Here is a 12,489-nt window from a genome sequence, read left to right as displayed (position 1 = left end):
TCACCCTTTCCACATGAGAGATCCGAATGGCCGAGCATATCCGCATCGGCGACGTTGCGCCGCGTGTGCATTACGCGGCGGATGGCGCGCAGACCGTCTTCATCTACCCCTTTCCGATCTTCCAGGTTGCCGACATGGAAGTGCGCGTGGATGGGCGGATCGTCGCCAGCGGCTACACGGTGCGCGGGGCGGGTGCCTCCGAGGGCGGCAGCGTTGCCTTTGCCAAGGCACCGCGGGCTGGCAGCATGGTGGCCCTGCGCCGCCGCATGGTCATCGCGCGCAACAGCGACTTCCAGCCGAATGGCCTGCTGCGCGCCAATACATTGAACGACGACCTCGACCGCCAGGTGGCGGCGATGCAGGAGTTCCGTGACGACACTGGCAGCATGCTGCGTGCCAATCCGGGCGAGGCTCCCACCGGGCTGGTGCTGCCCGATCGCATGGCGCGCGCCAATCGCGTGCTGGGCTTCGACAGCCTGGGCAATGTCACCGCCTTCACGCGCGAGGAGGGCGTGCTGCGGGTGCCGCAGGTAGGCGCCATCGCCCGCACCGTGGCGGACAAGATGGGCGAGGTTCTCTCCGCCCGCGACTTCGGCGCCATGGGCGATGGCGTCAGCGATGATGGTCCGGCCTTACAGGCGGCGATGAACGCGGCGGCCGGCAGCGGCAAGTATCTGCTGATTGGCGAAGGCAGCTTCCGCACCACCATGCCGCTGCTGCTGCCCGGCGCCGCGCCAGGAATGACCATGCGCGGCGTGATCGTCTATGCCGGCCCGGGTGGCCACGCGGCGCTGACGCTGGGCGACGGCGCTGGCGCGCGCAATGCCGCCAAGCTCTACAAGGGGCTGCGGGTGCAGCGCGCCACATTGTCGGATTGGGTGGATGAGGCCGATATCGGCATCCTGTTGCGCAACCTCGATGCTTCCAGCGTCGAGATCCGGCAGGCGGAGGGCTTTACCATCGGCATCCGGACGCAGGGCGTGGAGCGTGGCTTCGAGGATAGCACCATCCAGCTCGGCCGTATCGTGGACAACCGCATTGGTCTGGATATTCGCTGCGAAACGGCGGCAGCCTGGAACAACAGTATCCGCTACATTGGCGGGCATTTTGCCAATTCCTCCGCGACGCATACCACCAAGGACCGCTTCGGCGTGCGCTTCTCCTGCGCGCCGGGGGCGTATCCACGACACAATGCGCATCTCTTCATCGGCCCTGGATTTGAACTGCAGCGCCAGGGGACGCCAGGAGCGGTGGCCGCCATCCCCTTCCTGCTGGAGGCCGGAGATGAGCGAGGCATTGTCGCGCGTGGCGTGCGGATGGAGCAGTGCAGCCCCTTCGTGGCCCGCCATACGGGCGGCGCCAATGACTGCGTCTATGAAGTCTCCTATGTCGGCACCTATGCCTTCACCGGTACGGCGATCGAGTACACCGCCTCGGCCACGCGCGCCGGCGGCACGGTTGTGCCATTGCATCAGGCGGCGGCAGCACAGGGCGCGCCCCGGCTGGTGGCGGCAGCGGAGAATATCCGGCAGCGCGCCTTTCGCCAGACCATCGACACCAGCGGCGGCATCGGCTTCGAGCAGATGGCGGTGCTTTCCGGCAATCCCGCCGGCCCGCCGGGCAACCTGAACGGCTTCGCCTTTGCAGGCCTGACCTTGTTCACGCTCAATGCCGATAGCGTCGGCATTCCCACCAGCCGAGGCCTGGCCTTCGTCGTTGATTGCGGTGACTGCAAGGAGTTCTTCATCGCCGCCGAAGGCAGCGAACTGCGGCCGGTGGTGATGCAATTCGACGGCGGCGAGAATGTGCTGTCGGATTCAAGCCCGGCGCTGCTGTCCAACATGAACACGGTTTGGGCCGGTAGCCCCTCCTTCTTCTGGGAAGGCAATGCCGATCTGGACAGCCTGGTGGGCGGCTTGGCCATCAACAAGCTGCAGCGAGTCACGCTGCATGCCAATGCGCGCTTCGCGGCCATCGGCGTGCGCGGCGGCACGGCCAATGCCGTGCTGAAGGCACTGCGGCTTTACTGCTCGCCCATGTATGCGCCGGCGCTGATCTATGGTGGCAGCCGCAAATGGGGCGTCCGGGAATACACCACCTCCGACAGCGGCTGGGTTGTTCCAGCGCTGGCGGCCGGCGCCACCGCGACGCGCGATGTCGCCCTGCCGGGCGTGCGGCAGGGGGATTTCGTGCAGGCTTCCTTCGCCAAGTCGACCGGCTTCCAGGCTGGCGGCGTGGTGTTTCAGGCCAGCGTCGGCGGCACGGGCGGGACGGATCAGGTTCGTGTCACGGCACAGAACATCAGCGGCGGCAGCATCGATATTGGGGCGGGAACCCTGCATCTGCGCGCCACAAAGCCAAGGATCTGAGCCATGAAAGGCATACCCCCGGCTCTCGCGACCGAGCTGGAATCGGCGGCGATGCGGGTGGTGGAGGATTATGGCGCCTTCATCGCGCGAGGGCCCGCGCCAGGCACCCATGACGATGCCAAGGCCTTCGCCGCGCATCATGCCGCCGCCAAGTCGGCTCTGGCCCATCTGGAGCATCTGCTGAAGCTCGCCCGCGCCGCCGGTGCGGGTGAGGACGTGGCGGGCGTCGCCCAGGCCCAGGCGCTGTTGCAACAGGCGCGCGGGGCAATGTCGGCCGAGGCACAGGAGGACGAGGAGGATGACGCCGATGGAGGAGCCGCCGGCTGACCTGCTGGAATTCGTCTGGGTCTGGAACACGCAGCTTGGCCAGGGCACGCCCGCCGTGCATCGTCGCATTCTGCGCTGGCTGAATGCACGGCGCGGGGCAGGGGATGGCCGCCTGCTGCTGATGGCCTTCCGTGGTTGTGGCAAGTCCACGCTGGTTGGCCTTTACTGCGCCTGGTTGTTGGCGCGTTGGCCGGAGACCCGCATCCTGGTGCTGGCAGCGGATCATCAGCTCGCCACCAAGATGGTGGCCGCGGTGCGCCGCATCGTGGAGCGGCATCCGCTCTGTGCGCATCTGGTGCCGCAGCATGCCGAGGCATGGGCCTCGGACCGCTTCATCGTCAATCGCCAGGGTGCGCTGCGCGATCCTTCCATGCTGGCGGCGGGGCTGGGGGGCAATATCACCGGCACACGGGCGGATGTCATTATCTGCGACGATGTGGAGGTGGCCGGAAATTGCGATTCTCCGGGGAAACGTGAGGAGCTTCGTGAAAGGCTGGCGGAGACCGAGTTCATCCTGACCCCCGGCGGCACCATCCTGTATGTCGGCACGCCGCATTGCGCCGAAAGCCTTTACCTGCATCCGGACGAGGGCGATGCGTTTCTCGGCAGCTACCGTCGCCTGTTGATCCCGCTGCTGGACGCGGCGGGCCGCAGCGCCTGGCCGGAACGCTTTTCCACCGGCACCGTCGCGCGGATGCGGGAGCAGGTGGGGCCGATCCATTTCGGCCGGCAGATGCTGTTGCGCGCGGTGGCGGGTGGCGCGGCGCGGCTCGACCCGCGCCTGGTCATCCGCTACGCCGAGGATACCGATTATCGCGAGGCCAGTGGCCGCCCGGTGCTGAACCTGCTGGGCCGGCGCATGGTGTCCGGCGGTGGCTTCTGGGACCCGGCCTATGGCCGGCCCGGCAGCGGCGATGGGTCCGTTCTCGCCGCCACCTACAGCGATGCCGACGGCAACCATTACCTGCATCGCCTGGCTTATCTGACACATGACCCGGATGCGCCCGATGACCCGGCGACCCAGCAATGCCGCCAGGTGGCGCAGATCGCGCGCGAATTGCTGCTGCCGGTGCTGCGGGTGGAAACCAACGGCATCGGCCGCTTCCTGCCCGCGTTGCTGAAGCGGGAAATGGCGCGCGCCGGCGCCGCCTGCGCCGTGGTGGAGCAGCACAGCCGCCATGCCAAGCAGGACCGCATCCTATCCGCGTTGGACCCGGTTCTGGCGGCGCGCAAGCTGCATGCGCATGAGCGTGTGTTCCGCACGCCCTTTCCAACCGAGATGGCGGAATGGAAGCCCGACACGCCGGGGATGCGGGATGACGCGCTGGATGCGGTCTCCGGCTGCCTTCTGGCGGAACCAGTCCGGCTGCCCGGCGCACCGCCGGCGCCGCGCGGGCCGGGGTGGCGAGGCCTTTGACAAAAACAGGACCGATCAGGAAAGGTGCGTTGCACGGCACTTGTCTCCGTGCGCGCCTATGACCGTGTTCGGGGTGGGCGGCCGGAGCTTGTCGGCAGTCATACCCGAACTGCTCCGGATGGCAGTGCCGATGACCGAGCTATCGGGTTCGGTGGTGGCGGTTCGACCGGACGAGCGGCCGCCGGCGGCTCGGTCATCTTCGTCATGCGAAGGCGCGATCCGCTGGAAGGTGTGGAGAAGCCGCAGCCGTTGGAAGGCGGCAGTGGCGGCATGTCGGCCCATCACGCAGCTTTGGTGGCAGTGCATCTGGCCGTGCGCGCTCGCCAAAACCCAGTAGTGAGCCGCGCTTCGATATCCATCGCGACGTGCAAGCGCGCCATATGCCTGGAACCCAAATCGATCCCAGACGCGGTACTCTTTATGCCGATCCAGATGCATTGATAAAAGAGTTTGCTGGAAAAGGGCGGGTGGTCACTGGAAGTAAGCCGGGGGGTGGGGGAACAAGAGAGTCCTCTGATACCGGAAGTCGAATCATGGACGTCTATCGTCATAAAGATGGACGTGAGGCACTGACGACACGCGGCATGATACACTATTCGTCTCGCGGCGCGCATATCGTGCCGGCGAGACCAAGTGGATGGGTGGAGTGATGGTGACCTGGGCAAACCTCCCGAAAATGCGGGAAGACCTGATCTGGTCGGCGCAACGTGCGCTAAGGGATCAGACACCAGCCAGCATGATCGTGTATTCCGTAGAAGTGGACATCTCCCGTCACCTGCTGCGGCTATGAGCGCATTTTGGCGCCCCACCTTCGGAAGATGATTATGCCAACCTTGGCAATGTGGAAGGTGAGATCTTCGCGGACTACGTCGATGACACATTCATCGGGACGGAGATCGAGGTCCTGGCACCTGGTGAAGAGCCGAATGTTCTGCCAGGCAGCGTAGCCTATCGTCGCTCCTTATAGTCAGGCTGAGGCTTGCACACATCATCGCGACAACGGTGACGCTTAACCCTTTCATCAGCGTTCCCATGCCATGCTGCATCTGCACAATGGGCAAGAATGCTGATGGTTCAGGTTACGTCCTGCTCGCCTTGCTTCGCTCCGTCGGTGAAGGACTGGTTCGAGACCGGCGGCAACTCGATTGGCACCTTTCGCTTCCGTGGCGGCCGGCAGGCGCCGACCACACGAGGACTGATCCATGAAACGCCGCTTGGCCGCCGCTTCATCATGGCGCGTCCATCGGGCTTCCCCGCCCCGCCCTGGCAGCGGGACGCATGGTATGACTGGCATGCCGACCTGGCCTGGTCCGCCCGCCGCGCCCTGTCCGGGCAAACGCCGCGCCGGCTGATGCTGATGCTGGTGGCCATGGACCTGCGCCGGCGCGCCGCCACTCTCTATCCCGTCTTTGACGCTCATCCGACGCAGGATGAACAGGACCAGATCAACGCCATGGAGGCCGAGGTGACGGCCGATTTCGTGGACTGTGCCGAGATCACCACCCGCCCGCTGCTGGCCCCTGGTAAGGGCAAGCTGCATCTGCCTCAGGGCATGGTGGCCTATCGCCGAAGAGGATAATCAACCAGAGGTAGAATTTCCCTTGCTTGCTTCGGCGTTTTCCATTAAGCCTTAGCTTGTCAGCGGGTGAATTGCGCCCGCTGCCCGGCCGGCCCTCAGGCCACCTTCTTGACCTTCAAAATCTCGTCGGCATGCCGCACCCGCCCGGGCGCGGTGATGCGGAAGCGGCTGTCCGTGCCTTGCTCCGCCAGGCCCATATCGGCCAGCCGGTGCAGGCAGGGGCCATCTTTCAGCCCGTCCGGCCGTCCAAGGCGCCCTACCAGGGTCAGCCGGTGCAGTGCCGATCGGCAGCAGGTCTCTAGGTAAGGCTCGTTCCACATCGTTCCAAAACGCAACTGGTTGCCGGAGGCGCCGGTGGCCCCCTGTAGCATGCAGGGTGGCCCCGGCGCCTTCTCCGTTCAAGAAGGCCGAGGAGGGCCGCATGAATCCCGCAGAGATGGAGCCGCAAATGCTGGCCGCCGCGGTGCAGGCACCGATGATGGCCGCTTTGTTCTGGATGATGCATGGCTTGCGACGTGGCTTGTCCGAGCGTCTGCCGCCTCTGGACGACCCGCCGCCGTCCCGCGACCCCGATGCCCTGGCCCGCACGCGCGATGAGCTGGCGGCGTTCAAGCTGGAAGTGGCGCGGACCTATGTGCCGCTTTCGCTGATCCGCGACGTGGACCAGCGGCTGACGCAGCAATTGCTGCGGATCGAGGAAAAACTGGATGCCGCGACCCGTGCCGCCACTGTGGCGGCGGCGGCGGTGGCGGCGCAACAGCCCCAGCGTGGCTGGCGGCCGGAGGACAGGGCATGAGCATTCTTTCCAACCCGCGTGACGCGCAGGCCACCGCCCTGGCGCCGGTGGACATCTTCGCGCTCACCCTCTGGGCCGAGGCCGGCACCCGTTCCGTCCGCGCCATCGAGGCGCTGGCGGCGGTGGTGATGAACCGCGTGAAGCGCGCCGAGGCCGGGGAGGCCGCGCGCTGGGGCAGGGGTGTGGCGGGGGTCTGCCGCGCGCCCTTTCAGTTCTCCTGCTGGAATCCGCGCCACCCGCGCCACCTGCTGATGATGGTGGTGCCGCCGGGCGACCCGGTGCTGGCCATGTGCCGCCGCATCGCCGCCCGTGCCATGGCCGGGTTGCTGACAGACCCCACCTTCGGCGCCACCCATCACCATGCCGGGGAGGAGTTGCCCGCCTGGGCCGTCGCCCGCACGCCCTGCGCCGAACTGGGGGGGTTCCTGTTCTACGCGGCGGAAGCCGTGACCCAACATAAGAACAAATAGAGAACTATGGCGCTGGCGCGGCTGCCAGGGCCGCGCTACACCGGGGCCATGGAAGCCGTCATCTACACCATGGTCCATGAGGTCGATTGGCAGGCCGCGCAGCGGGAAGGCCTTTATCGCGGCAGTGCCGACGACCGCCGCGATGGCTTCCTGCATTTCTCCACCGCCGCACAGCTGCGGGCCAGCGCGGCCAAGCATCGCGCGGGGCAGGCTGGCCTCTGGCTGCTGGCTGCCGATGCCGCCGCGTTGGGCGAGGCCCTGACATGGGAGCCCGCCGCCGGCGGCAAGCGCCCCGGCCTTTTCCCGCATCTCTACGCGCCGCTGCCGCTGGCCGCGCTGCGCTCCGCCGTGCCTCTGCCCCTGGGCGAGGACGGCCTGCACATCTTCCCCCCCGAGATCCCCTAAGGCGTCATTCCCGCGCCACCCGCTGGCTCATGACGCAGGCGCCGACCACGATGGCGGCGCCGATCAGCGTGGCCGCGCCGGGCCAATGGCCCCAGATCCCCACATCCAGCACCATGGCCCAGACCAGGGCGGAGAATTCCAGCGGCGCCAGCTTTGCCACGCTGGCGTGGCGGAAGGCGCCGGCCAGGCAGATGGTCGCGCCCCCGGCCAGGATGCCATTGGCCGCCAAGGCCAGCCAGTCGATGGCCCCGGCCGGCGGTATCCAGCCCGTCCAGGCGAAGGGCAGCAGCACCAGCCCGCCCGGCAGCGCCGACCACAGGATCAGCCGCGCCGTGCCGGGCTCGTTCCGCAGCCAGCGGTTGATGGTCAGCACCACCGCGTAGCAGCAGGTGCCCATGAAGGCGAAGCCATAGGCCGCGAGGCTGCCGCCCGCCTGCAGCCCCGGCGCCATGGCCACCAGCACCCCCAGGAAGCCCACGGCGCACCAGAGCCAGGCGGCGCGCGGCGGGCCCTCCCGCAGCAGCAGGGCGGCCAGAGCCATGGTGAGGAAGGGCGCGGTGAAATAGACCAGATAGCCTTCGGCCATCGGGATCTCGCGCAGCGCCAGGAAGAAGCCCAGTGCCGAGCCCAGCATGGCCGCCGCCCGCAGCAGGTGCAGCGCCGGATGCGCTGTGCCGAGCGTGCCCCCAAGGCCCGGCCGCAGTGCCCGCACACCGAAAAGCAGCGCCAGCATCACCACATGGCGGATCAGCACCACCTGCGGCACCTGATAGCTACCCGCCAGCAGCTTGCTGTTGGCATCCAGCAACGCGAAGAGCCCCAGCGCCCCCAGCATCAGCAACGGCCCTCGCACGGGCATCTCCTCGCTTATCCGCGCGGGGCAGGACCATAGCCGGCGCCGGAACGCAATCCCCTTGCCGATTGTCCTCGCGGGGCTTCCCTTGCGGCCTTTGGCGGTGCACAAGCGGCCTCGCCATGACCCCTGCCATTGCCTCCGCCCTGATGCCGCTGATGCGCGGCATGGACCCCGAACGCGCCCATGAGCTGGCGCTGAAAGCCCTGGGCCTTGGCCTGGCCGGCGCCGACCAGGGGCAGGACGACCCCGTGCTGGCCACCACGGCGCTGGGCCTCGGCTTCCGCAACCCCATCGGGCTGGCGGCGGGCTTCGACAAGAACGCGCTGGCGGTGCTGCCGCTGATGCGACTGGGCTTCGGCTTCGTGGAGCCCGGCACCACCACGCCGCGCCCGCAGGACGGCAACCCCAAGCCCCGCCTGTTCCGGCTGGAGCAGGATGCCGCCGTCATCAACCGCATGGGCATGAACAACCGCGGCATGCAGGCCTTTGTCAGCCGGCTGGCGGCGCTGCCGCGGCCGCTGCCGGCGGTGCTGGGCGCCAATATCGGCATCAACAAGGAAGGCGCGGACCCGGAGCGCGATTATCCCGCGCTCTATCTCGGCGTGGCGCCGCAGGCCGATTACGTCACGGTCAATGTCTCCTCCCCCAACACGCCCGGCCTGCGGGACCTGCAGGGGGAACAGCGGCTGGCCGCCATCCTGGCCGCCATCGCCGCCGCCCGTGCCAATGCGCCCCGCCAGCCGCCCGTGCTGGTGAAGATCGCCCCCGACCTGGCCGAGGACGCGGTGCCCGCCGTGGTCGAGACCTGTGTGGCGCATGGCGTGGCGGGGCTGATCGTCTCCAACACCACCATCGCCCGCCCGGCCAGCCTGACCAGCCCGCACCGGGGCGAGACCGGCGGCCTGTCCGGCGCCCCGCTCTTCGAGCCCTCAACCGCCCTGCTGCGCCGCGTGCACCGCTTGGCCGCCGGGCGCCTGACGCTGATCGGCTGCGGCGGCATCGCGACGCCGGAGCAGGCCTACACCAAGATCCGCGCGGGCGCCTCGCTGGTGCAGCTCTACGCCGCCTTCGCCTATGCCGGCCCCCGGCTGGTGCCCGAACTCAAGCGCGGGCTGGCCGCGCTGTTGCAGCGCGACGGCTTCACCAGCGTCGCCCAGGCCGTGGGAGTGGATGCCTGATGCGCATGATGGAAAGCGTGGCCGAACTGGCCGAGAGCCATGACGGCTATGTTCTGGACATCTGGGGCGTCATCCATGACGGCCAGCAGCCCTATCCCGGCGTGCCGGAGGCGCTGGCGGAGATGCGGGCGCGCGGCAAGCGCATCGTGCTGCTCTCCAACGCGCCGCGCCGTGCCTGGACGGTCGAGAAGCAGCTGGCCGGCATGGGGCTGGACAAGGGGCTGTGGGACGGCATCGTCACCTCCGGCGAGGTTTCCTGGACCCTGCTGCGCGACCGCACGCATCCCTGGTTCGCCAAGCTCGGCCGCCGCGCCTTCCACCTCGGCCCGGAACGCGACCTCTCGGTGGTCGAGGACCTGGACATCTCCCTGGTCGCCACGCCAGCCGAGGCCGATTGGCTGCTGAACACCGGCCCCGACCCGCTGAACGGTGCCCGCAGCGCCGACCCTTACCAGCCGCTGCTGGAAGACTGCGCCCGCCACAAGCTGCCGATGCTCTGCGTCAACCCGGACCGCGCCGTGATGGTCGGTGGCGAGCGGCTGATCTGCGCCGGCGCCTTCGCCGACCGCTACCTGGAACTGGGCGGCGATGTCATGGAGATCGGTAAGCCCGATGCCATGGTCTATGAAACCGTGCTGGCCACGCTGGGGGTTCCCGCTTCCCGCGTCGCGGCCATCGGCGATACGCCGCATACCGACCTGCTGGGCGCCAAGAATGCTGGCATCGACGCCGTTTGGGCCATGACCGGCCTGGCGGCCGACAACCTGGGCCCCGACCCCTCCGATGCCCTGCTGGAGGCGGAAGCGGCGCGGCAGCATGTCTCGCCCATCGCGGCACTGCGCAGCCTGCGCTGGGCCGCCTGAGGGGCAGGGGGCGCGGCCGGGAGGAGAACCAACGGCATGAGCCCCCGCGACATCTCGCACGAACCCGCCACGGTGAACGGCCATACCCTGCCGCCCCTCTGGCTGCTGACGGTGCTGACGGGTGCCGGCCCCTTCACCATGCAGGTGATGCTGCCGGCGCTGCCGCTGCTGGCCCAGCATTTCGCCGTGCCCTATGCCACGGCGCAGCTTTCCTTCACGGTCTATCTGATCGGCATCTGCCTGGGGCAACTGATCTATGGCCCGCTTTCGGACCGCTTCGGGCGGCGTCCGCTGCTGCTCTGCGGGCTCGGCGTTTATCTGCTGGGCTCCGTCGCGGCGACGCTGGCGCCCAGCCTGGGGCTGCTGGTGGTGGCGCGCGCCGCGCAGGCGGCCGGGGCCTGCGCCGGCATGGTGATGACCCGCGCCATGATCCGCGATGTCTTTCCCGCCAACCAGGCCGCCAGCAAGATCGGCTTTGTGATGATGGGCATGACCGTGGCGCCCATGATGGCGCCGCTGGTTGGGGCTGAGTTGCAGGCCCTGGCCGGCTGGCGCGCCTCCATGCTGGCCTGCGCCGCCCTGGGGCTGGTGCTGTCCCTCCTGGCCCTGCGCTACCTGTCGGAAACGCTGCGGGAGCCGCAGCCGCTGCCCGGCCTGCTCGGCATCCTGCGGGCTTATCTGCGGCTCTTCGCCAGCCCGGTCTTCTGTTGCTACACGGCCGTCACGGCCTTTTCCTCCGGCGTCTTCTTCGCCTTCATGGCCGGCGCGCCGCGCGTGCTGGTGGAAGGGCTGGGCCATACGCCGCGCGCCTATGCGCTGGCCTTCATGGCCACCTCGCTGTCCTTCGCCCTGGGCTCCTTCCTGGCGGGGCGCTTCTCCGGCCGCCTGGGGGTGCAGCGCATGCTGCGGGCCGGGCTGGTCGTCACCACGGCCGGCGCGCTGCTCTCCCTGGTCACGCTGCTGCTGCTGCCCCTGTCCCTGGTGATGTTCTTTCTGCCCATGCTGCTGATGGGCATCGGCAACGGCATCTCGCAGCCCAATTCGCTGGCGGCGGCCATCAGCGTGCAGCCCAAGCTGGCCGGCACCGCATCCGGCGTGGTCGGGGCCTCGCAGATGGCGCTGGGGGCGGTCACGACCGTCGCGGCGGGGGTGCTGGAAGCCGGCACCGGCTTCGGCACCGCCCTGGTGATGGTGGTCTGCGCCCTGTCCGCGCAGCTTGGTCTGGCCGCCGCGCGGCGCCTGGCGCCGGTGTGAAGCCGGAGGAGAAAGCCCAAGTGAAAACCCTGTGCGACTCCGACCGTTTCGTTGACCGTGAGTTCGGCTTTTGCAACCTTCCCGTTGTGAAAGCCATCGATCCCGAGATTGCCCGCCAGCTCGCCGCCGAGCTTCCCCACGATGTCTTTGTCGGTGTGGTCCGGACCTTCGAAGCGGATCTGGCCCGGCTGGTGGAGCAGATGGTCGATGCGCTGGAGGCCAGGGAGATGGATTCCTACCGCCGCAACGCCCATAGCCTCGCCGGCGCCGCCGGCTCCATTGGCGCGCGGCGGCTGGAAAGCCTGGCGCGGCAGGCCATGAGCCCGGATGTGGCCCCGACCGCCGCCACGGTGCAGGAGCTGGGGCAGGAGGCCAGGGCCGCGCTGGCGGAATTGATGAGCCTTTCCTCGGCCGGGCCGCCGTAGCCCTGGCGGCTCAGCCCGCGCGCAGCGCCCGCAGCAGCACCGCCCGCTGCACCGGCTTGGACAGGTAATCGTCCATCCCCGCTTCCCGGCACTGTTGCTCGAATTCCGTGCCCACGGCGGCGGTCAGGCCGATGATGCGCGTGGCGCGGTTGGGTCCGGCGGCGGCGCGGATGGCGCGGGTGGCCTGCAAGCCATCCATCACCGGCATCTGCAGGTCCATCAGGATGATGTCATAGGCTTCGGCCCTCGCCCGGGCCAGCGCCTCGGCGCCATTCGAGGCGACCTCCACCCGGCAGCCGTTGCGCTGCAGCAGCGTGCCCATCACCAGTTGGTTGGTGGTATTGTCCTCCACCAGCAGGACCTTCAGCCCCGGGGTCAGCGGCGGTGGCGGCGGCGCCAGGACGGCGGCGGAGGCCACCGGCGCCGGCACCGGCAGGGCCAGCACGTTCAGCACCGCCTGCCGCAGCCGGCCCGGCAGCAGCGGCTTCAGCAGCGGCACCACGCCCGGCACATCCTCGGCCTCCTCCCGCCCCGCTGCCGTGGCATGCAG

The 12,489-nt window shown here is 68.6% G+C and carries 16 protein-coding genes; 13 read left to right on the top strand and 3 right to left on the bottom strand.

Going from position 1 to position 12,489, the window contains the following annotated elements:
• Positions 1–26: 26 nt before the first annotated feature.
• From IBL25_RS05135 to IBL25_RS05110, 6 genes are all read left to right on the top strand, one after another.
• Positions 27–2,369 (top strand): hydrolase, encoded by a 2,343-nt coding sequence (locus IBL25_RS05135; RefSeq protein WP_187777480.1) that lies wholly within the window; start codon positions 27–29, stop codon positions 2,367–2,369.
• A gap of 3 nt (positions 2,370–2,372) precedes the next feature.
• Positions 2,373–2,696 (top strand): hypothetical protein, encoded by a 324-nt coding sequence (locus IBL25_RS05130; protein ID WP_187777479.1) that lies wholly within the window; start codon positions 2,373–2,375, stop codon positions 2,694–2,696.
• Entirely contained in the window at positions 2,668–4,113 is a 1,446-nt protein-coding gene (gene terL, locus IBL25_RS05125) for a phage terminase large subunit (protein ID WP_238940229.1), read from the top strand. The genes IBL25_RS05130 and terL overlap by 29 nt, the downstream gene beginning before the upstream one ends.
• A gap of 48 nt (positions 4,114–4,161) precedes the next feature.
• On the top strand, positions 4,162–4,554 hold the full coding sequence (locus tag IBL25_RS05120; RefSeq protein WP_187777543.1) for a hypothetical protein: 393 nt from the start codon (positions 4,162–4,164) through the stop codon (positions 4,552–4,554).
• Positions 4,494–4,763: a polymorphic toxin type 50 domain-containing protein gene (locus IBL25_RS27490; protein ID WP_187777478.1), complete on the top strand. Its 270-nt coding sequence runs from the start codon at positions 4,494–4,496 to the stop codon at positions 4,761–4,763. The genes IBL25_RS05120 and IBL25_RS27490 overlap by 61 nt, the downstream gene beginning before the upstream one ends.
• A gap of 419 nt (positions 4,764–5,182) precedes the next feature.
• Positions 5,183–5,692, top strand: a complete 510-nt coding sequence (locus IBL25_RS05110; RefSeq protein WP_187777477.1) for a hypothetical protein — start codon at positions 5,183–5,185, stop codon at positions 5,690–5,692.
• A 95-nt stretch (positions 5,693–5,787) separates the two neighbouring features.
• On the opposite strand, the gene IBL25_RS05105 is transcribed toward IBL25_RS05110, so the two are convergent.
• A complete protein-coding gene (locus tag IBL25_RS05105; RefSeq protein ID WP_120638570.1) occupies positions 5,788–6,012 on the bottom strand; it encodes a hypothetical protein in 225 nt (74 codons plus the stop codon).
• A 101-nt stretch (positions 6,013–6,113) separates the two neighbouring features.
• Here IBL25_RS05105 and IBL25_RS05100 point away from each other — a divergent pair, with 101 nt between their 5' ends.
• From IBL25_RS05100 to IBL25_RS05090, 3 genes are read left to right on the top strand one after another with little or no spacing between them, the layout of a single operon-like run.
• Positions 6,114–6,488 carry a hypothetical protein gene (locus IBL25_RS05100; RefSeq protein WP_187777476.1) on the top strand — a complete coding sequence of 125 codons (375 nt, stop codon included), beginning with the start codon at positions 6,114–6,116 and terminating at the stop codon, positions 6,486–6,488.
• The gene (locus IBL25_RS05095; RefSeq protein ID WP_187777475.1) at positions 6,485–6,958 is read left to right on the top strand and encodes a cell wall hydrolase; all 474 of its coding nucleotides are present in this window, start codon (positions 6,485–6,487) and stop codon (positions 6,956–6,958) included. The genes IBL25_RS05100 and IBL25_RS05095 overlap by 4 nt, the downstream gene beginning before the upstream one ends.
• A gap of 6 nt (positions 6,959–6,964) precedes the next feature.
• A complete protein-coding gene (locus IBL25_RS05090) occupies positions 6,965–7,363 on the top strand; it encodes a DUF952 domain-containing protein (protein WP_456315854.1) in 399 nt (132 codons plus the stop codon).
• A 4-nt stretch (positions 7,364–7,367) separates the two neighbouring features.
• Here the strand turns inward: IBL25_RS05090 and IBL25_RS05085 are convergent, their stop codons facing one another.
• A complete protein-coding gene (locus IBL25_RS05085; RefSeq protein ID WP_238940228.1) occupies positions 7,368–8,222 on the bottom strand; it encodes a DMT family transporter in 855 nt (284 codons plus the stop codon).
• A gap of 116 nt (positions 8,223–8,338) precedes the next feature.
• Between IBL25_RS05085 and IBL25_RS05080 the strand changes: the two genes are divergently transcribed.
• The 4 genes from IBL25_RS05080 to IBL25_RS27230 all read left to right on the top strand — a co-directional run bounded on the left by IBL25_RS05080 (position 8,339) and on the right by IBL25_RS27230 (position 11,939).
• On the top strand, positions 8,339–9,397 hold the full coding sequence (locus IBL25_RS05080; RefSeq protein ID WP_187777474.1) for a quinone-dependent dihydroorotate dehydrogenase: 1,059 nt from the start codon (positions 8,339–8,341) through the stop codon (positions 9,395–9,397).
• Positions 9,397–10,260 (top strand): TIGR01459 family HAD-type hydrolase, encoded by an 864-nt coding sequence (locus tag IBL25_RS05075; protein WP_187777473.1) that lies wholly within the window; start codon positions 9,397–9,399, stop codon positions 10,258–10,260. Before IBL25_RS05080 ends, IBL25_RS05075 begins: the two co-directional genes overlap by 1 nt.
• A gap of 36 nt (positions 10,261–10,296) precedes the next feature.
• Positions 10,297–11,514 carry a multidrug effflux MFS transporter gene (locus IBL25_RS05070; RefSeq protein WP_187777472.1) on the top strand — a complete coding sequence of 406 codons (1,218 nt, stop codon included), beginning with the start codon at positions 10,297–10,299 and terminating at the stop codon, positions 11,512–11,514.
• A gap of 86 nt (positions 11,515–11,600) precedes the next feature.
• Positions 11,601–11,939 (top strand): Hpt domain-containing protein, encoded by a 339-nt coding sequence (locus IBL25_RS27230; RefSeq protein WP_187777471.1) that lies wholly within the window; start codon positions 11,601–11,603, stop codon positions 11,937–11,939.
• Positions 11,940–11,949: 10 nt separating this feature from the next.
• Here the strand turns inward: IBL25_RS27230 and IBL25_RS05060 are convergent.
• The coding region (locus IBL25_RS05060) for a response regulator (protein WP_187777470.1) at positions 11,950–12,489 on the bottom strand (540 nt) is incomplete at its 5' end.

The organism is Pseudoroseomonas ludipueritiae, from assembly GCF_014490445.1.
GTDB lineage: Bacteria > Pseudomonadota > Alphaproteobacteria > Acetobacterales > Acetobacteraceae > Pseudoroseomonas > Pseudoroseomonas ludipueritiae.
Note: the sequence above shows the minus strand (reverse complement) of the source record. Positions and strands in the feature narration are given on the sequence as shown.